17 protein-coding genes and 1 pseudogene are annotated in these 17,007 nt (G+C 67.6%); 7 read left to right on the forward strand and 11 right to left on the reverse strand.

From position 1 onward, the window contains the following. Positions 1–75: 75 nt before the first annotated feature. The 5 genes from X946_RS24785 (at position 76) to X946_RS24815 (ending at position 5,460) form a co-directional block, all read left to right on the forward strand. Positions 76–1,035, forward strand: coding sequence for a hydrogen peroxide-inducible genes activator (locus tag X946_RS24785; RefSeq protein ID WP_038753288.1), 960 nt, complete (start codon positions 76–78; stop codon positions 1,033–1,035). A gap of 502 nt (positions 1,036–1,537) precedes the next feature. Continuing rightward, on the forward strand, positions 1,538–3,724 hold the full coding sequence (katG, locus tag X946_RS24795; protein ID WP_038753292.1) for a catalase/peroxidase HPI: 2,187 nt from the start codon (positions 1,538–1,540) through the stop codon (positions 3,722–3,724). A gap of 104 nt (positions 3,725–3,828) precedes the next feature. Further along, positions 3,829–3,984 (forward strand): hypothetical protein, encoded by a 156-nt coding sequence (locus X946_RS35775; RefSeq protein ID WP_038753294.1) that lies wholly within the window; start codon positions 3,829–3,831, stop codon positions 3,982–3,984. A gap of 232 nt (positions 3,985–4,216) precedes the next feature. Then, the gene (gene dpsA, locus X946_RS24810) at positions 4,217–4,705 is read left to right on the forward strand and encodes a non-specific DNA-binding protein DpsA (RefSeq protein WP_038753298.1); all 489 of its coding nucleotides are present in this window, start codon (positions 4,217–4,219) and stop codon (positions 4,703–4,705) included. Positions 4,706–4,998: 293 nt separating this feature from the next. Next, on the forward strand, positions 4,999–5,460 hold the full coding sequence (locus X946_RS24815) for a winged helix-turn-helix transcriptional regulator (protein WP_038753299.1): 462 nt from the start codon (positions 4,999–5,001) through the stop codon (positions 5,458–5,460). On the opposite strand, the gene X946_RS24820 is transcribed toward X946_RS24815, so the two are convergent. After that, on the reverse strand, positions 5,457–5,678 hold the full coding sequence (locus tag X946_RS24820; RefSeq protein WP_161788696.1) for a hypothetical protein: 222 nt from the start codon (positions 5,676–5,678) through the stop codon (positions 5,457–5,459). The two genes, X946_RS24815 and X946_RS24820, sit on opposite strands and share 4 nt — an antisense overlap. Positions 5,679–5,800: 122 nt before the next feature. Between X946_RS24820 and ubiA the strand changes: the two genes are divergently transcribed. Next, positions 5,801–6,664, forward strand: a complete 864-nt coding sequence (gene ubiA / locus X946_RS24825) for a 4-hydroxybenzoate octaprenyltransferase (RefSeq protein WP_038753301.1) — start codon at positions 5,801–5,803, stop codon at positions 6,662–6,664. 70 nt (positions 6,665–6,734) lie between these two features. On the opposite strand, the gene X946_RS24830 is transcribed toward ubiA, so the two are convergent. From X946_RS24830 to aepX, 8 genes and pseudogenes are all read right to left on the reverse strand, one after another. Next, entirely contained in the window at positions 6,735–7,007 is a 273-nt protein-coding gene (locus X946_RS24830; RefSeq protein ID WP_161788697.1) for a hypothetical protein, read from the reverse strand. A 147-nt stretch (positions 7,008–7,154) separates the two neighbouring features. Further along, on the reverse strand, positions 7,155–8,135 hold the full coding sequence (locus X946_RS24835; protein ID WP_231752097.1) for an NAD(P)-dependent oxidoreductase: 981 nt from the start codon (positions 8,133–8,135) through the stop codon (positions 7,155–7,157). An 11-nt stretch (positions 8,136–8,146) separates the two neighbouring features. Beyond that, positions 8,147–8,974, reverse strand: a complete 828-nt coding sequence (locus tag X946_RS24840) for a DMT family transporter (RefSeq protein ID WP_038753432.1) — start codon at positions 8,972–8,974, stop codon at positions 8,147–8,149. A gap of 123 nt (positions 8,975–9,097) precedes the next feature. Continuing rightward, positions 9,098–9,829 (reverse strand): helix-turn-helix transcriptional regulator, encoded by a 732-nt coding sequence (locus tag X946_RS24845; protein ID WP_226377195.1) that lies wholly within the window; start codon positions 9,827–9,829, stop codon positions 9,098–9,100. 85 nt (positions 9,830–9,914) lie between these two features. Next, positions 9,915–11,099: a 2-aminoethylphosphonate aminotransferase gene (locus tag X946_RS24850; protein WP_038753305.1), complete on the reverse strand. Its 1,185-nt coding sequence runs from the start codon at positions 11,097–11,099 to the stop codon at positions 9,915–9,917. Continuing rightward, complete coding sequence (locus X946_RS24855) at positions 11,096–11,932, reverse strand: phytanoyl-CoA dioxygenase family protein (RefSeq protein WP_038753306.1); 837 nt, start codon at positions 11,930–11,932, stop codon at positions 11,096–11,098. Before X946_RS24855 ends, X946_RS24850 begins: the two co-directional genes overlap by 4 nt. A gap of 65 nt (positions 11,933–11,997) precedes the next feature. Beyond that, complete coding sequence (locus X946_RS24860; RefSeq protein WP_038753307.1) at positions 11,998–13,239, reverse strand: pyridoxal phosphate-dependent aminotransferase; 1,242 nt, start codon at positions 13,237–13,239, stop codon at positions 11,998–12,000. A gap of 369 nt (positions 13,240–13,608) precedes the next feature. Continuing rightward, a pseudogene (gene aepX / locus X946_RS24865) lies at positions 13,609–14,481 on the reverse strand (phosphoenolpyruvate mutase); the annotation flags it as partial. 370 nt (positions 14,482–14,851) lie between these two features. Between aepX and X946_RS34545 the strand changes: the two are divergent. Then, entirely contained in the window at positions 14,852–15,223 is a 372-nt protein-coding gene (locus X946_RS34545; RefSeq protein WP_152611809.1) for a hypothetical protein, read from the forward strand. Positions 15,224–15,459: 236 nt separating this feature from the next. On the opposite strand, the gene proC is transcribed toward X946_RS34545, so the two are convergent. Both proC and X946_RS24880 read right to left on the reverse strand, forming a co-directional pair. Next, positions 15,460–16,272, reverse strand: a complete 813-nt coding sequence (gene proC / locus X946_RS24875; RefSeq protein ID WP_038753310.1) for a pyrroline-5-carboxylate reductase — start codon at positions 16,270–16,272, stop codon at positions 15,460–15,462. Between the two features lie 34 nt (positions 16,273–16,306). Further along, on the reverse strand, positions 16,307–17,005 hold the full coding sequence (locus X946_RS24880) for a YggS family pyridoxal phosphate-dependent enzyme (protein ID WP_038753311.1): 699 nt from the start codon (positions 17,003–17,005) through the stop codon (positions 16,307–16,309). Positions 17,006–17,007 lie beyond the last annotated feature (2 nt).

The raw sequence follows: 17,007 nt of genomic DNA on the forward strand, positions 1-17,007 counted from the left end.
CGACGAAGGTTGGCGAATCGGCTCAACCGGTGTATAAATTTAATCTATCGTCATGAAATGATTGATTAACCCGCAATGACGCTTACCGAACTGAAGTACATCGTCGCGGTCGCGCGCGAACGCCATTTCGGCCGGGCCGCCGAAGCCTGTTTCGTCAGCCAGCCGACGCTCTCGGTGGCGATCAAGAAGCTGGAAGACGAGCTGAACGTGCAGATCTTCGAGCGCGGCGCGAGCGAAGTGAGCGTGACGCCGATCGGCGACCAGATCGTCACGCAGGCGCAGCGCGTGCTCGAGCAAACGTTCGCGATCAAGGAGATCGCGAAGCAGGGCAAAGATCCGCTCATCGGGCCGTTCCGGCTCGGCGTGATCTATACGATCGGGCCCTATCTGCTGCCCACGCTCGTCAAGCAGATGATCCGCCGCGTGCCGCAGATGCCGCTGATGCTGCAGGAGAACTACACGCTGAAGCTGCTCGAGCTGCTGAAGCAGGGCGAGATCGACGCGGCGATCATGGCGCTGCCGTTTCCCGAAACCGGCCTGATGGTGCGGCCGCTGTACGACGAGCCGTTCGTCGTCGCGCTGCCCGCCGGGCATCCGTGGGAGAAGCGCCGCAAGATCGACGCGGCCGATCTGAAGCAGGAGACGATGCTGCTGCTCGGCAACGGCCATTGCTTCCGCGACCACGTGCTCGGCGTGTGCCCGGAGCTGATGCATTTCTCGCAGACCGCGGACGGCATCCAGAAGACGTTCGAGGGCTCGTCGCTCGAGACAATCCGCCACATGGTCGCGAGCGGCGTCGGGATCACGGTGCTGCCGCGGATGTCGGTCTCCGAAGTGGGGCCGCATGCGAACGGCCCGGACGCGGATCTGCTGTCGTACGTGCCGTTCGAGGAGCCGGTGCCGGACCGGCGCGTCGTGCTCGTCTGGCGCAAGAGCTTCACGCGGATGCCGGCGATCGACGCGATCAGCGAGGCGATCACCGCGTGCGAGCTGCCCGGCGTGTCGAAGCTCGACATTCCGGCGACGGTGAACTGAGCCTTGAGCCGAATCGAGCGGAGCGCGGCGTGTGCGACACGCGCCGTGTCGCCGCGCCTGAACGGAGCCTCGCGGCTCCGTTTATTTTTGCCTATCACATAAATAAAATTTATTAACTTCAAAATTGCGATAGCTATATGTAAAATTTTTTGCATGGATCGGCGCGGCGTCGCCGGACGGTCAGCGCAAGCGTCAAAGGAGGATGTCATGATGCACTCGGCGAAGCAGCACCCGCGGCGGAACATTGCGCCGCGCATGACGGTCGTCAATCGTGCCAGGGCTGCCATCCGGAGCCTGCGTCCGATTGCGTTCGCCTACCTCGCGGACCGCGCGTACGGCAGCTGACCGCCGCCGCGCGCCGGCCCGCATGTCCGAACCATTCGCCGCGCCGTACGCAGGATGGATCAACCTGTTTCTTGCCCCGCAATGACGCTCCACGAACGGCGTCCGGCTTCGATGCCGGGCCGCACGGGTGGGCGTAGACGAACCAAGGAGAAATCGCATGTCGAATGAAGCGAAGTGCCCGTTCCATCACGCCGCAGGCGGCGGGACGTCGAACCGGGACTGGTGGCCCAATCAGCTCGACCTGAGCATCCTGCATCAGCACTCGTCGCTGTCCGATCCGATGGACAAGGATTTCGACTACGCGCAAGCGTTCGAGAAGCTGGACCTCGCTGCGGTGAAGCGCGATCTCCACGCGTTGATGACCACGTCGCAGGACTGGTGGCCGGCCGATTTCGGCCACTACGGCGGCCTGTTCATCCGCATGGCGTGGCACAGCGCGGGCACCTACCGCACGGCCGACGGCCGCGGCGGCGCGGGCGAAGGCCAGCAGCGCTTCGCGCCGCTCAACAGCTGGCCCGACAACGCGAATCTCGACAAGGCGCGCCGGCTGCTGTGGCCGATCAAGCAGAAGTACGGGCGCAGCATCTCGTGGGCCGACCTGCTGATTCTGACCGGCAACGTCGCGCTCGAATCGATGGGCTTCAAGACCTTCGGCTTCGCGGGCGGCCGCGCGGACACGTGGGAGCCCGAGGACGTCTACTGGGGCTCGGAGAAGATCTGGCTGGAACTGAGCGGCGGCCCGAACAGCCGCTACTCGGGCGACCGCAACCTCGAAAACCCGCTCGCCGCCGTGCAGATGGGCCTCATCTACGTGAACCCGGAAGGCCCGGACGGCAACCCCGACCCGCTCGCCGCCGCGCGCGACATTCGCGAGACGTTCGCGCGGATGGCGATGAACGACGAAGAGACGGTCGCGCTGATCGCGGGCGGCCACACGTTCGGCAAGACGCACGGCGCGGGCCCCGCGTCGAACGTCGGCGCCGAGCCGGAAGCCGCGGGCATCGAGGAGCAGGGCCTCGGCTGGAAGAGCGCGTACGGCACGGGTAAGGGCCGCGACGCGATCACGAGCGGCCTGGAAGTCACGTGGACGACCACGCCGACGCAGTGGAGCAACAACTTCTTCGAGAACCTGTTCGGCTATGAATGGGAACTGACGAAGAGCCCGGCGGGCGCGCACCAGTGGGTCGCGAAAGACGCCGACGCGGTGATTCCCGATGCGTACGATCCGTCGAAGAAGCACCGGCCGACGATGCTGACGACCGACCTGTCGCTGCGCTTCGATCCCGCGTACGAAAAGATCTCGCGCCGCTTCCACGAGAACCCGGACCAGTTCGCCGACGCGTTCGCGCGCGCGTGGTTCAAGCTCACGCACCGCGACATGGGCCCGCGCGCGCGCTATCTCGGCCCGGAAGTGCCGGCCGAGGAACTGCTGTGGCAGGACCCGATTCCGGCCGTCGACCACCCGCTGATCGACGATGCCGACATCGCCGCGCTGAAGGCCAAGGTGCTCGCGTCGGGGCTGTCCGTGTCGCAGCTCGTGTCGACCGCGTGGGCGTCGGCGTCGACGTTCCGCGGCTCGGACAAGCGCGGCGGCGCGAACGGCGCGCGCATCCGCCTCGCGCCGCAGAAGGGCTGGGAAGCGAACCAGCCCGAGCAGCTCGCGAAGGTGCTCGCGACGCTCGAGGGCATCCAGCAGGCGTTCAACGCCGCGCAGCCGGGCGGCAAGAAGGTGTCGCTCGCCGATCTGATCGTGCTCGCCGGCTGCGCGGGCGTCGAGCAGGCCGCGAAGAACGCGGGCCACGCGGTGACGGTGCCGTTCGCGCAGGGCCGCATGGACGCGTCGCAGGAGCAGACCGACGTCGAAGCGATGGCCGTGCTCGAGCCGGTCGCGGACGGTTTCCGCAACTACCTGAAGGGCAAGTACACGGTGCCGGCGGAGGTGTTGCTCGTCGACAAGGCGCAACTGCTCACGCTGAGCGCGCCGCAGATGGCGGTGCTGCTGGGCGGGCTGCGCGTGCTCGGCGCGAACGTCGGGGGGAGCAAGCACGGCGTGTTCACCGCGCGTACCGAGGCGCTCACCAACGACTTCTTCGTGAACCTGCTCGACATGGGCACCGAGTGGAAGCCCGCGTCGGCCGCGAACGACGTGTTCGAAGGGCGCGACCGCGCGACGGGCGAAGTCAGGTGGACGGGCACGCGCGTCGACCTCGTGTTCGGCTCGAACTCGCAGCTGCGCGCGCTGGCCGAGGTCTACGGCAGCGCGGACGCCGAGGAGAAGTTCGTGCGCGATTTCGTGGCGGTCTGGAACAAGGTGATGAATCTCGACCGCTTCGACCTCGCGTGATCGCGGCGATGTGCCGCTGACGCGGCGACGCAACGGGAGACGGCCGGGCGCATGACCGGCCGTTTCTCCGCGGGCCGCCGATTTCGTTTCAGGGAGGGACGATCATGACGCAAATGATTCTCGACAGGCACGTGGCGCCGGCGAGGCGCGCGAGCGCCGTCGCGCTGCGGCGGCTCGTCGGCTTCGCGATCGCGGGCAGCGGCGCGGCCGTGCTGATCGCTCAGGCCGCGCGTCATCTCGCGGCGGCCGCGGGCGGTTGAGCGCGCATCCGTTTCGCGCAAATTGCGCGATCGCGAACTAGGCTAAACTGGCGCGGCCCGAACGCGCGCGGCGCGCACACGTGCAGCATGCCGCCGGCACGCTCGTCGCACATGCACGTCGCGCACATGCACGTCGCATACGCGCATGTCGCATACGCGCACGTCGCGTTCGGCATGCGGATCTTTCGATGCATTTTCGCCGGTTCGAACCATCGGACAAGGAGTCTCGAGGATGGCCAAGAAAAGCAACGCAACCCAGATCAACATCGGCATCAGCGACAAGGATCGCAAGAAAATCGCGGAAGGGCTGTCCCGCCTGCTCGCCGATACGTACACGCTCTACCTGAAGACGCACAACTTCCACTGGAACGTGACGGGCCCGATGTTCAACACGCTGCACCTGATGTTCGAGGAGCAGTACAACGAGCTGTGGCTCGCCGTCGATCTCGTCGCGGAGCGCATCCGCACGCTCGGCGTCGTCGCGCCGGGCACGTATCGCGAATTCGCGAAACTGACGTCGATTCCGGAAGCGGACGGCGTGCCGGCCGCCGAGGACATGATCCGCCAGCTCGTCGAAGGGCACGAGGCCGTCGTGCGCACCGCGCGCGCGATCTTCCCGGACGCCGACGCGGCCAGCGACGAGCCGACCGCCGATCTGCTGACGCAGCGCCTGCAGACGCACGAGAAGACCGCGTGGATGTTGCGCTCGCTGCTTGCGTGAGCGAGCGGCGCGCGGCGGCGCCGCCGCCGCTTCGAGCGCCGTGGCGCGGGTCTTTTTCCTGAGTCGGTCGATTTGACGCAAGCCTCCCGCGGCCTGGCCGCGAGAGGCTTTTTCACATGTGGCGCGCCGGGCGATTCCGCGACGCCCGCGCGCGTACGCGGCCCGGTCTGGGCCGGCGCTCGCGCGGCGATTGGCGAGCCGCGCGGACGGTTTTAGAATGCAACTTATTGTCCGCGGCACGCACGGTTTGCCGCCGCGCGTCGCGACGCATTTTTTTTCGATTCCCGCAAGCCATGGCCCGACGTAGAGACATGAGCGCCGATGCCTGCCCCGTCGCGCGCGCGGTGGACGCGGTCGGCGATCGCTGGTCGCTCCTCATCGTGCGCGACGCGTTCGACGGCGTGCGCCGCTTCACCGAGTTCCAGCGCAGCCTCGGCATCGCGCGCAACATGCTCGCCGACCGGCTGAAGACGCTCGTCGATACGGGCGTGCTCGCGGCGGCGCCCGCGTCCGACGGCTCCGCGCACCACGAGTACGTGCTGACCGACAAGGGGCGCGCGCTCTTTCCGGTCGTCGTCGCGCTGCGGCAGTGGGGCGAGGCGCGGCTGTTCGCGGCGGACGAGCCGCGTTCGCGTCTCGTCGAGCGGCGCAGCGGCCGGCCCGTCGCCGCGATGGCGCCGCGCACGCACGGCGGGCGCGTGCTGCGGCCGGAAGACGCGTTCGTCGACAAGCTCGGCACGGACGACGAGCGTTAGTCGACGAACGCCAGCGGTCGCGCGGCGCGGCGCGGCGCAGCGCCGTGCGGCGTGCGAGCGAGTTCGGCGCGTGCGCGCTCGCTCGGCGCGCGGTCGTCGCGCCGATCACCACGCAGCTTGCCGCGCCGACGAAGCACGACATCGATGCGCACGCGCGTTTGCCGCCTTTCCGTCTCGAGCGAAGCCGCCGAGCCGCGCGCAGGTGCGAGCGCGAGCACGAGCACGAGCGGAAGGAACGATAAAAAAGGGTAATAGCGCAGCTCCCGCGTTTTTGCCGCAAATCCCGCACGGTTCTACAATGCCGGGGTTACGTTCCCGGGCTCGCCGCCCGTTTGCCCCGATGCTCGCCCGTTTTCCTCTCTATTTGCGGCTGATCCGGATGGACAAGCCGATCGGCAGCCTGCTGCTGCTCTGGCCGACGCTCAACGCGCTGTGGATCGCGTCCGACGGCCGCCCGGCGCCGTCGCTCGTCTTCATCTTCGTGCTCGGCACGCTGCTGATGCGCTCGGCCGGCTGCGCGATCAACGATTACGCGGACCGCGATTTCGATCGCCACGTGAAGCGCACCGCCGACCGGCCGCTCACGTCGGGCAAGATCCGCGCATGGGAGGCGGTCGCGATCGCGGTTGGCCTCGCGCTCGTGTCGTTCCTGCTGATCCTGCCGCTCAATGCGCTGACGAAGGAGTTGTCGGTCGTCGCGGTGGTCGTCGCGGCGACCTATCCGTTCATGAAGCGTTTTTTCGCGATTCCGCAGGCGTACCTCGGCATCGCGTTCGGCTTCGGGATTCCGATGGCGTTCGCGGCCGTACAGGACACGGTGCCGGCGATCGCATGGGCGATGCTGGCGGCCAACGTGCTCTGGTCGGTCGCGTATGACACCGCGTACGCGATGGTCGATCGCGACGACGACTTGAAGATCGGCATGCGTACGTCGGCGATCACGTTCGGCCGCCATGACGTGCTCGCGATCATGCTCTGCTACGCGGGGATGCTCGGCATCTACGCGTGGCTCGGCGCGACGCTGCGCTTCGGCTGGCCGTACTGGGCGGGCTGGGCCGCGGCGGCCGGCTGCTCGATCTATCACTACACGCTGATCAAGGACCGCGAGCGGATGGCGTGCTTCGCGGCGTTCCGGCACAACAACTGGCTGGGCGGCGTGCTGTTCGCGGGGATCGCCGCGCATTACGCGCTCGCTGCGCTGTAGGCGTCGCGATGGCGGCGGCTTGGCCGTCGTCCGGCGGAGAAGGGAGAGCGGCCGTCGGGCCGCTTTCTTTTTATGTGCCGAAACCGTGCGCGAAGGCCGCCCTTGCGCGCGAGCTGCGTGAGCGCTTGCGCGCAAGGGCGCACGCGTTGCGTTCGCGAGCGCGATCACGCGGCCATGCCGCCGCGTGCGGGTACAGGCTGGAGCCGAAGCCGAAGCCGAAGCCGGAGCCGGAGTCGAAGTCGATGTCGAAGTCGATGTCGATGTCGATGTCGAAACCGGAGCTGAAGTCGAAGCCCTTTGCGACGCCCGAATCCCACTTCGTGTCTATGTCTTCGTGCTTCATGAGACGCGCTTGCCGACGTTCGCGCGGCATTGACGATCGGTGATCGCATCGCATCGCATCGCATCGCATCGCATCGCGCCGCGTCGCGTCCTCCGCATCCTCCGCATCCTCCGCGCGGATTCGTCGGCGTGCGGCACGACACCCGTTTCAATTCGGCGAACGTTCCGCGCCCGGCCGGACCGGATAGGGCACCGGCATTCCGGCCACATGCGATCGAACGTTCTCGAGCGCCATTCTGGCTACCGCCTGCTGCGCTTCCAGCGTTTCCGCGGCGACGTGCGGCGTCAGGATGACGTTCGGCAGGCGGCGCAACGCTTCGCCGACGTTCGGTTCGTCGGCGAACACGTCGAGTCCGGCCCAGCCGAGTCGCCGTTCGGCCAGCGCGCCGGCCAGCGCGGCTTCGTCGACGAGCGAGCCGCGCGCGATGTTGACGAGGGCGCCGGCCGGCCCGATCGCGCCGATGACGTCGCGGCCGACGAGGCCGCGGTTATGCTCGTCGGCGCGGCACGCGACGACGAGATGATCGGCCCAATGCGCGAGGTCGAGCGCGGTGGAAAAGAACGTGAGGCCCGATTCGGGCTTCGCCCGCAGTGCGGTGTACCCGACTTGCGCCTCCATCGCGACGAGCCGCGCCGCGATCCGCCGCCCGATCGCGCCGAGCCCGACGATTCCCACGCGCGCGCCGGCAATGCCGCGTCCGCGCGGGAAGGGAATCGGGCGCGCGACGCGCCAGTTTCCGTCGGCGACGAAGCGATGCAGCGCCGGAAGCTGCCGCACGCACGCCGACAGCAGGCAGATCGCGAATTCCGCGACGGCCGACGCGTTCGCGTCGGGGCAGTGCGCGACGACGATCCCGCGATCGCGCGCGGCGGGGAGATCGACGCCTTCGAACCCCGAGCCGCAGCAGCAGATCATCGACAGGTTCGGCAGCCGCGCCATCGCGTCCCGGCTCGCGCCGATCCGGCCGACCGTCAGCAGCACGTTTGCCTGCTCGGCGCCGCGCAGGTCCGCGCGCGGCGCCGACAGATCGACCGGGCCCGCGACCGGAAACTCGCGTCGAACGGCGTCGAGGGTGACGTCTGGCGTGCAGACGGTGGCGAGGATGCCGGGGGGCGGAGCGGCTTTCATCGTTCGGGGCCTCATGCGCCGATGCAGACCGCACCGGCCGCGATCACGACGCATGAAACGAAGCGCTTCGCCGTGACCTGCTCGTTCAGGAAGATCCGGCCGATCAGCACGGCGAACACGACGCTCGTTTCCCGGATCGCGGATACGGCGCCCATCGCGCCGAATTGCATCGCCCAGACGACGATGCCGTACGCGACGATCGACACGATGCCGCCGACGACCGACGAGCCGATGTCGATTCGCGGCGCGCTCAGCGCGCGCGGGCCGCGGGCCGCCACGAACACGGCGGGCATCAGTGCGTAGAACACGAAGGTCCACGCGACGTACGAGACCGAATTGCCGGACAGGCGCACGCCGATGCCGTCGATGACGGTGTACAGCGCGATCGTGACGCCCGTCATGAGCGCTGCCGCCGCGTTCGCATACGACACCTTGCTGCGCTGCCACGCGAGACTGACGATGCCGGCCGAAACGAGCGCGATGCCGATCAGGTGGAGCGCGCCGAGGCGCTCGCCCGCGAAGAGCGCCGCGCCGAGCGTGACGAGAAGCGGAGACGAGCCGCGGGCGATCGGATAAGCCTCGCCGAGATCGCCGCGCCGGTACGCATAGACGAGGCTCAGGTTGTAGCCGATGTGCACGATGCCCGAAGCGACGACGTACGGCCAGGACGGCGCGGCGGGAGCGGGCAGGAACGCGACGAAGGCGATCGCGACGGCGGCGATGCCGATGCTCATCCACGTCATCGACAGGAAGCGGTCTCGATTGCCGTGCAGAATCGCATTCCATGACGCGTGCAGCAATGCTGCGAGCAACACCAGGCCACCGACATAACTGATCATTTCGCCGATCCGAAATTGGGACAACGACAGGGATCGCTTCACTCTAATTGATGATTGTCCGGCCAGTCAAACGGCCCGTCGATATAGCGCTTTCGGCCAATTTCGCGGACCGGCGGACCGCATTTACACCATGCCGGAAGCCATCGCTTTCAGCACGGCGAGATGCCTCGATTGAACGTCGAATTTCGCCATCAATTTTTTCACGTGATAAAGCACGCCGTTTTCCGATATGCCGAGGATCATCGCGATTTCCCAGCTCGATTTTCCGGCGGCGATCCATTTCAGGCATTCGAGCTCGCGATGCGTCAGCGGCGCGCTCGGCTCGTGGTCCGGCCGGTTCGAGACGCGCTCGATGCCTTCGCGCACGAATGCGGCGGCGAGCGCGCCTTGAGCGAGAACCGTCGGCGCGTATTTCGCGGACAGGCTCTTCGATCGGGCGGCCGCGCGCGACGCGAGACTCAATACGCTCACGTCGCCGTGCGCCGAATGAACCGGAAAGCTCACGCCCGCGACGAGCCCGTGTTGGCGCGCATCGACCATGAATTCCCGCTGCTCGCGCGAATCGCAGATGCCGTCGTGCCACTGCAGCGGAATCACGCGGCGTACGCAATGCAGCACGATCGGGTCGATCCGGATATAGCCGGCGGATTTGTATTTTTCTCGCCACGCGGCGGGAAAATCCGAAATCGTCCTGACCGGGTTTTCCTCTTTTCCGATGTCGGTAAGCGCGCCGTAAAAGAAATAGTCGAATCCGAGTTTCACCGTGATTCTGGAGAGGATGTCGTGGATATCGCGCTCCGTTCGCGCGGACGACGTTTGTTCGAGAATATCCAGCGTCAATATCGCGTGTCTCATGATGGTTCACCGGAAACGGATGGCCGATAACGGATGGCCGATAGCGAATGACCGATAACGAACGGCCGACGGCCGACGGCCGATTTCAGGCGGGGGGCGGCGTTCGCGCGCCCGCGCGCCGCGCGCGGCGTGGCTGTGCCGCGCTCGGCGCGAACGGCGCGATGAACTCGGACATGCGCAGAACGAGTTCGTCGATGTCGGCATCGTCGAGTTCTCCGATCACGCCGACCCGGAACGAATCCGGATTCGAGTGCTTGGTCGGATAGATTTCGAGCCCGCGCTCGAACAGGTATTGCTCGAGCGCGGCGATGCGGCCGCGAACGTGCGGCGGCGTCGCGAACGTGGTGATGATCGGCGCGCGGTGCGCGGCGTCGATGACGGGCACGACGCCGACGCGCGCGAGCCCGTCGACGAGCCGCTGCGCGCGCCGCCGATACGACGCGAGGCGCGCGGGCTGCCCGCCTGCCGCATCGTATTCGTCGATCGCCCGATCGAGCGCGAGCATGATCTGGACGGGCGGCGTGAAGCGCCACTGAGCGTTCGATTCGAGCGCGCGATGTTGCGCGAGCAGATCGAGACTCAGCGTGCGCGGGCGGGGGCGGCGCGCGAGCGCGGGCTCGTCGGCGATCACGAAGCCGAGGCCGGGCAGCCCGTGAAGACACTTGTTCGACGACAGCGCGAGCGCCGCGAGCGTGCGTCCGGCGAAATCGAGCGGATAGGCGCCGAACGTGCTGATCGCATCGAGCAGCACGCGGCGGCCATGCCGCGCGGCGAGCGCGACGAGGCCCGCGACGTCGTTGAGCACGCCGAGCGCCGTCTCGAAGTGAACGGCCGCGACATGCGTGACGTGCGGACTCGCGTCGAGCGCGCGCTCGACGCGCGACAGATCGAAGCGCGCGGCGTGGTCGCACGCGAGCACGTCGTGCCGGATGCCGTGTATCCGGCATATCTGCGTCATCCGCTCACTGTAGGCGCCGTTCTCGACGATCAGCACGTGATCGTCGTCGGCGAGCAGGCTGCACAGCATCGCTTCGACGGCGAACGTTCCGCTGCCCTGGAGCGGCACCGCGCTGTAGCCGCCGCCGCACCCGGCGATGCGCGCGATCTTCGCGCGCAGGCGTGCCGTGAGCGCCGCCGCGGGCGGGCTGCGCGAGCCGAGATCGATCGCGGCCGCGGCGCGCACCGCATCCGACGTCGTGAGCGGGCCCGGCGTGAAGAGGCGGTGCCGGGCCGCGTGCGCGCGCGGCGGCCCGCCGGCGGCATCGTTCATTTCGGCGCCTCCCGGATCGCGCTGTGTTGCGTCGGCGTGGCCACGTGGAAGATCGGGTTGTCCGGGCTGCTGCGTTTCTCGCGGTAGTACAGCTCGTACAGATCGCCTTCGCTCGCGGGATTGAACGTGAAGAACAGCATGCGGCGCATCGAATCCGACCGGTTCGCGTCGGAGCGGTGCGGCACGTAAGAATCGAACAGGATCACGTCGCCCGGCTGCGCTTCGACGAGCGTCCACGTCATCCGGGCGGCGAGCTCGTCGACGATGTCGCCGTTGCGCGCTCCGCCGTCGTAGCTCGGCAGCTCGGCGAGCATGCCGCGCGGCGTGTGCGCCGACGGCGCGCCGGCCAGTGCGCCGCCACGCGCGTCGGCCATCTCGAGGCCGCCGTTCGCCGCGACCGCGGGATCGAGCGCGAGCGCGGCCGTGACCTGATAGCGGGTCGGGAAATGGCGATAGGCGGTGATGTCCTGATGCGCGGTGAACGCGCCGCCGCCCGGCAGTTTCAGGTTGCACTTGTCCTTGAACAGCGACACGGGCTCGCCGAGCACGCGTTCGATCAGTTGCGCGAGGCGCGGAACGAGCGACTGCCTCACGTAGGCGGATGCCCCGGCCAGGTATTCGAAGCGGCACAGCGTGTGCGGATCGGCGCGTTCGGCGACCGCGATGACGGCGCCGGCTTCGGCGGGCGCGCCTGGATTCTCGATGAGGCGGCGCGCGGCCTGCGACGCCAGTCGATCGTATTCCGCTTCGACGCGCGACAGATCGATCCGCGTGGCGCGATGCGGCAGGCGGACGTAGCCGCGCTCGTGAAAGGAATCGCGCAGTGTAGTCATCGAAGTGGCCTTTGGAGTCGAGATCTCGATCGAAAAGCGGCGGCCGGCTCAGCCGCGCGTCGTATTCAAGCCGTGTGCCGCATCCGTTCGAGCGCCTGCTCGAATGCCTGTTGCTGGGTGCATAGAACGAGGCGCACGTGGTTGTCGCCGAGCTTTCCGTAGGCCGAGCCGGGCACGACCGCCACCTTGCGCGCCTCGAGGAGGAAGCGCGCGACTTCGTCGCCGATCGGCACGCCGCTGCGGCGGAAGGCGGCCGGGAGTCGCTCGTAGTAGCCGCTCACGTCCGGGAACAAGAACATCGCGCCGAGCGGGCGGCGCGTCCATCGATAGCCGGCGTCGGACGACAGGCGCTCGAGCGCCGCGACGTTGCGCGCGCGCAGATCGGCGACAGTTTGCGCGAGCCAGCCGTCGCGCTTCGGGTCGCCGATGACGCGCGTCGCGATGCGCTCGTACTGGATGTTGACGCCGAGGTACAGGTAGTCGTGCGCTTTCGCCGCCTGATCGATGACGTGAGCCGGCGCGACCATCCAGCCGATCCGCAGCCCGGGCAGGCCGAATTTCTTCGAGAAGCTGTTGATGAGGATCGCGTTGCGCGCGAGCGGCTCGAACGTGTTCGCCGGCGCGTGCGGCCGCTCGAAATGCATCACGTCGTAGACCTCGTCGTGAATGACCCAGGTGCCGTGCTTGTCGGCCACTTCGGCGATGCGTCGCCAGTCCTCGCCGCTCGCCACGTAGCCCGTCGGGTTCTCGGGCGAGTTCACGATGAACGCCTTCGCGCCGGCGAACAGCGCATCGTCCGCGAGGCTGTTCGCGTATTCGTGCTGCGCAGGCTCCCGGCGCAGGCGGCGCGGCACGCGATCGAGCGTCGCGACGGCGCGCGCGTACAGCTGATACGAGGGATCGCTGACGATCACCGGATCGCCGGGCGCCGACGTCACGAGCAGCGCGAGCGCAATCGCCTCGACGCCGCCGTGCGTCGCCATGATCTCGCGCTCCGGATCGAGCAGCAGTCCGTAGCGGTCGCGATACCAGCCAGCGATCGCCTCGCGCAGCGCGAGGCTGCCGCGCGGATTCTCGTAGCGCTTCGACGCGTCGAGGAACGCGCTGAGCGACAGGTCCTCGCGGGCGATGTCGTCGAGCAGATGCGCGGGCGGACCGAACACGGGCTCGCCGAAGCTCAGGTTCGCGATCTGCGGATCGGCCTTCGCGCGCAGCGAAATGGCCTTCGACGCATAGACGTCCATGTCGACGAGGACGGGATTCAGCGCCGTCGGAAAGACATCGGAAGAAATTCGCTTGGTTTGCATGGTGCGCTCACGTTCGTGGTGATGGGACGAGGGCCGGTGCCGCCGGGAGGCGCGGCGCCGGCCGATGGTTCGCAACGCGGGACGGCGGCGCGGCTGCCTGGCGCTGGCCGTATGCCCCGCCAACGCCGGATGGATGCCCGCCAGGCAGACCGGCGCGCCCGCCCGGCGCAACGGGTGCCCGGGCGCCCGGGCCGATTCGGCGGCGAGCGGGCCGCCAGGCCGCATCGCTTCGCGCGTCGCCGATGCGCTCGACGCCGCGGCGAACGCGTCGCATTGCCCGCCATGTCGCATCGCGCGCGGGCTTGGGCTACGCCGCATCGGGCTCCGTTGCTTGCCGCTTCGGCGAAATCGCACGAATCACGCGAATCACGCGGCGAGATACTTGTGCTCGGCGGCCTGCACTTCGAATTCGCCGGTGAGCTCGAAGATGTCGTTCAGCGTCGCGATTTCGTGCTCGATCCCGGCCACGGTCTGGCTCTCGTAGATCGCGCGCGTCACCCGTCGCATGTTGGTCACGGACGCGCGCAGGCTGTGATTGGCCCAGATCACGGCCGATACGCGCGCGTCGCGGAACGCGGACGTCGGCGTCTTGTAGTACTTCGTCGGCACGATGACGATCGGGGCGCGCTGCGACCATTGGGTGCAGAAGTCGAGAATCTCTTGCCCGTCGGCCTTCTTCGAATGGATCAGCACCGCGTCGGCGCCCGCGTCGCAATATGCGTCGGCGCGCCGCAGCGCCTCTTCCATCGGGCAGCCGCTGACGAGCGCCTCGATTCGCGCCACGACGCAGAAATCCGAATCGGTCTGACTGTCCTTCGCCGCGCGCAGCTTGCCGCAGAATTCCGCGATGTCCGCGAGGTCCTGGCCCGAGCCGAGGAACGAATTCATCTTGGGGAAGAGCTTGTCTTCGAGGCAAACGCCGGCGATGCCGAGCTGCGAGAGCTTCTTGACGAGCCGTCGCACGTTGTTGAAGTTGCCGAAGCCGGTGTCGCCGTCGAGCAGGATCGGCACGGACGTGTGGTCGGCCATGAATTCGACGACGTCGACGACCTGGGTCCACGACGCTTCGTTGCGGTCGGTCAGCCCGAGCGATGCGGAGATCGACAGGCCCGAGCCCCAGATCGCCTTGAAGCCGACTTCCTCGGCGATTTTCGCGCTCAGCGCGTTGTGCGCCTCCATGAAGAACTCCAGCTCTTTTCCGAAAATCAGTTCCTTCAGGACGCGTGCTTTTGTCTTTGTCATGGATTCACCTTTCCTAGCGTTTGCCGAGCAACGGATGCCGATCAACAGCAATAGGTCGACACGCCGTGGGGAGGGCCGGATGCAATGAGCCGATTCGAAATTATCGAATGCCATTGTCCATTTTGGATTTCATTAGACATCGTTTTGTCACAATTAAAAACTACAAGAAGATGTAGGTGGAAGGCGCGGAAATGTAATGTGTACAGGCGCGATGGGCGGTGCGAAGTAGAAATTTCCGGTTTTGAACGAAATCGACGAATGTCTCGATCGGTGAAATATCGGGGTTTTGGCGTTTGACCCCGATCTTGGCGATTTTTATTTTTCGGCCGGAAATCTAATCGATTGTCATTCGATCGGGAGTCGACGATTCATGTGGCGGAATATGTCGATAAAGCAAAAAAATTTATTAAAAATCGACGGCGTGATGCATTTTAATTGGGCCGAAAATATCAATTGCCTCGGTGGCGGCGCTTTGAAGCGTGAACCGAAAGCGTGCGCGGGGCGTCGGAATCGGATGCCCGCGATGGCATCGCGGACATCGCCGGAACGTGCGCGCGGCGAGGGCGAGCTCGGTGCGGTCGCGTCGCGATCGTTCGGCATTCCGGGTGCGTTGCTGCGATGCGTCGCGAGCGGCCGCTGCCGCGGGCGGTGCGGCTGCGCGGGCCGCCCGCGTCACGTGGCGCGCGGCCCGCGCCGTGAGATCGATCGCGGGCCGATGCCGAGCGCCCGATCGATGCGGTGACCGATGTGCGGCGGCGCAACGAACAAGTTGCTGCCGGCACGAGGGCGAAAGGCGGAAGGTTGCGGCATACGAGGAACCGCGCGTCGGCTGCTCGTCGCGCGCGAGTATGCCGGCGGGCACACGTTCGAACAGTGAGACCGACCCTTCAAGCGTCGACCTTTCGAAATGGGGCGCAGGCGCCGCCCGACGGCCGAACCGGGGCGCGGCGAATCGCGCCCGGGTTCGGCGAGCACGGGTTACGCCGCGCCGAGCTCGTCGCCCATTTCCTTCGCGCGCGCCTGCGCGGCGAGCACGCCGCGCACGATCGCATCCTTCACGCCCTGCGCGTCGAACGACGCGAGCGCGGCCGCCGTCGTGCCGCCCTTCGACGTCACGCGCTCGCGCAGCACGCTCGCGGGCTCGCCCGACTGCGCCGCGAGTTGCGCGGCGCCCGCGAACGTCGCGACCGCGAGCGCGCGGCCCTGTGCGTCGTTCATGCCGAGCTGGCGCGCCGCTTCCTGCAGCGCCTCGATGAAATAGAACACGTACGCGGGGCCGCTGCCGGAGATCGCGGTCACGGCGTCGAGCTGCGATTCTTCGTCGAACCAGACGGTCTCGCCGACCGCGCCGAGCACCTTCGACGCGAGGTCGCGGCCCGCCGCGTCGACGTCCGGCAGTGCGGACAACCCGGTCACGCCGAGACCGACGAGCGCCGGCGTGTTCGGCATCGTGCGCACGACGCGCGGATAGCCGCCGAGCCAGCGCGACAAGTCCGCGCCGCGAATGCCGGCCGCGATGCTGACGACGAGCTGCGTCGACAGATGCGGCGCGAGCGCGGCCGCGACGTCCTTCAGCACTTGCGGTTTCACCGCGAGCACGATCGCGTCGTAGCCGGCGAGCGCGGCGTCGATCGCGGCCGCCGTGCGCACGCCGAATTGCGCTTGCGCGCGCTGGCGCGCGTCTTCGTTGACGTCGACGGCGAGCAGGCCGCTTGCCGCGACACCGCGCTTGACGAGTCCGCCGATCAACGCGGCGGCCATGTTGCCGCCGCCGATGAATGCGATTTTCATGATGAATGAGGCCGTTGAGAAAGAAGTGACGGGTTCAGTGAGCGTAATCGCGCGCGCCGAAGATCGCGGTGCCGATCCGCACGATCGTCGCGCCTTCGGCGACCGCGGCTTCGAGATCGTCCGACATGCCCATCGACAGCGTGTCGAGCGCGAGGCCCTCGGCGCGCAACTGGTCAAAGAGCGCGCGCAGCGCGCGGTGCGGCGCGCGCTTCGCTTCGTCGTCGTGCGCGGGCTCGGGGATCGCCATCAGCCCGCGCAGCCGCAACGCGGGCAGCGCGGCGATCGCGCGTGCGAGCCCGGCGGCGTCGGCGGGCGCGACGCCGCTCTTCGATGCCTCGCCGCTGATGTTCACCTGCACGCAGACGTTCAGGGGCGGCAGATGCGCGGGCCGCTGCTCGGACAGGCGCTGCGCGATCTTCAGCCGGTCGATCGCGTGCACCCAGTCGAAGCGCTCGGCGACGGGGCGCGTCTTGTTCGATTGCAGCGGGCCGATGAAATGCCATTCGAGCTCGGCGCGCAGATCGGCGAGCGAATCGATCTTGTCGATCGACTCCTGCACATAGTTTTCGCCGAACGCGCGCTGGCCGGCCGCGTGCGCGGCGCGCACCGCGTCGGCCGGAAACGTCTTCGACACCGCGAGCAGCGTGACTGCGCGCGGCTCGCGTCCGGCCGCGCGGGCGGCGTCTTCGATGCGGCGGTGAACGGAGGCGAGGCGGGCGGCGAGATCGGACATGG

The organism is Burkholderia sp. ABCPW 111 (genome assembly GCF_000773065.1).
GTDB lineage: Bacteria > Pseudomonadota > Gammaproteobacteria > Burkholderiales > Burkholderiaceae > Burkholderia > Burkholderia savannae.

Coding starts and splice junctions, on each gene's coding strand:
- X946_RS24785 (WP_038753288.1), top strand. CDS start 76: ATGACGCTTACCGAACTGAAGTACATCGTCGCGGTCGCGCGCGAACGC.
- katG (WP_038753292.1), top strand. CDS start 1,538: ATGTCGAATGAAGCGAAGTGCCCGTTCCATCACGCCGCAGGCGGCGGG.
- X946_RS35775 (WP_038753294.1), top strand. CDS start 3,829: ATGACGCAAATGATTCTCGACAGGCACGTGGCGCCGGCGAGGCGCGCG.
- dpsA (WP_038753298.1), top strand. CDS start 4,217: ATGGCCAAGAAAAGCAACGCAACCCAGATCAACATCGGCATCAGCGAC.
- X946_RS24815 (WP_038753299.1), top strand. CDS start 4,999: ATGGCCCGACGTAGAGACATGAGCGCCGATGCCTGCCCCGTCGCGCGC.
- ubiA (WP_038753301.1), top strand. CDS start 5,801: ATGCTCGCCCGTTTTCCTCTCTATTTGCGGCTGATCCGGATGGACAAG.
- X946_RS24830 (WP_161788697.1), bottom strand. CDS start 7,007: ATGAAGCACGAAGACATAGACACGAAGTGGGATTCGGGCGTCGCAAAG.
- X946_RS24835 (WP_231752097.1), bottom strand. CDS start 8,135: ATGAAAGCCGCTCCGCCCCCCGGCATCCTCGCCACCGTCTGCACGCCA.
- X946_RS24840 (WP_038753432.1), bottom strand. CDS start 8,974: ATGATCAGTTATGTCGGTGGCCTGGTGTTGCTCGCAGCATTGCTGCAC.
- X946_RS24845 (WP_226377195.1), bottom strand. CDS start 9,829: ATGAGACACGCGATATTGACGCTGGATATTCTCGAACAAACGTCGTCC.
- X946_RS24850 (WP_038753305.1), bottom strand. CDS start 11,099: ATGAACGATGCCGCCGGCGGGCCGCCGCGCGCGCACGCGGCCCGGCAC.
- X946_RS24855 (WP_038753306.1), bottom strand. CDS start 11,932: ATGACTACACTGCGCGATTCCTTTCACGAGCGCGGCTACGTCCGCCTG.
- X946_RS24860 (WP_038753307.1), bottom strand. CDS start 13,239: ATGCAAACCAAGCGAATTTCTTCCGATGTCTTTCCGACGGCGCTGAAT.
- X946_RS34545 (WP_152611809.1), top strand. CDS start 14,852: ATGTGGCGGAATATGTCGATAAAGCAAAAAAATTTATTAAAAATCGAC.
- proC (WP_038753310.1), bottom strand. CDS start 16,272: ATGAAAATCGCATTCATCGGCGGCGGCAACATGGCCGCCGCGTTGATC.
- X946_RS24880 (WP_038753311.1), bottom strand. CDS start 17,005: ATGTCCGATCTCGCCGCCCGCCTCGCCTCCGTTCACCGCCGCATCGAA.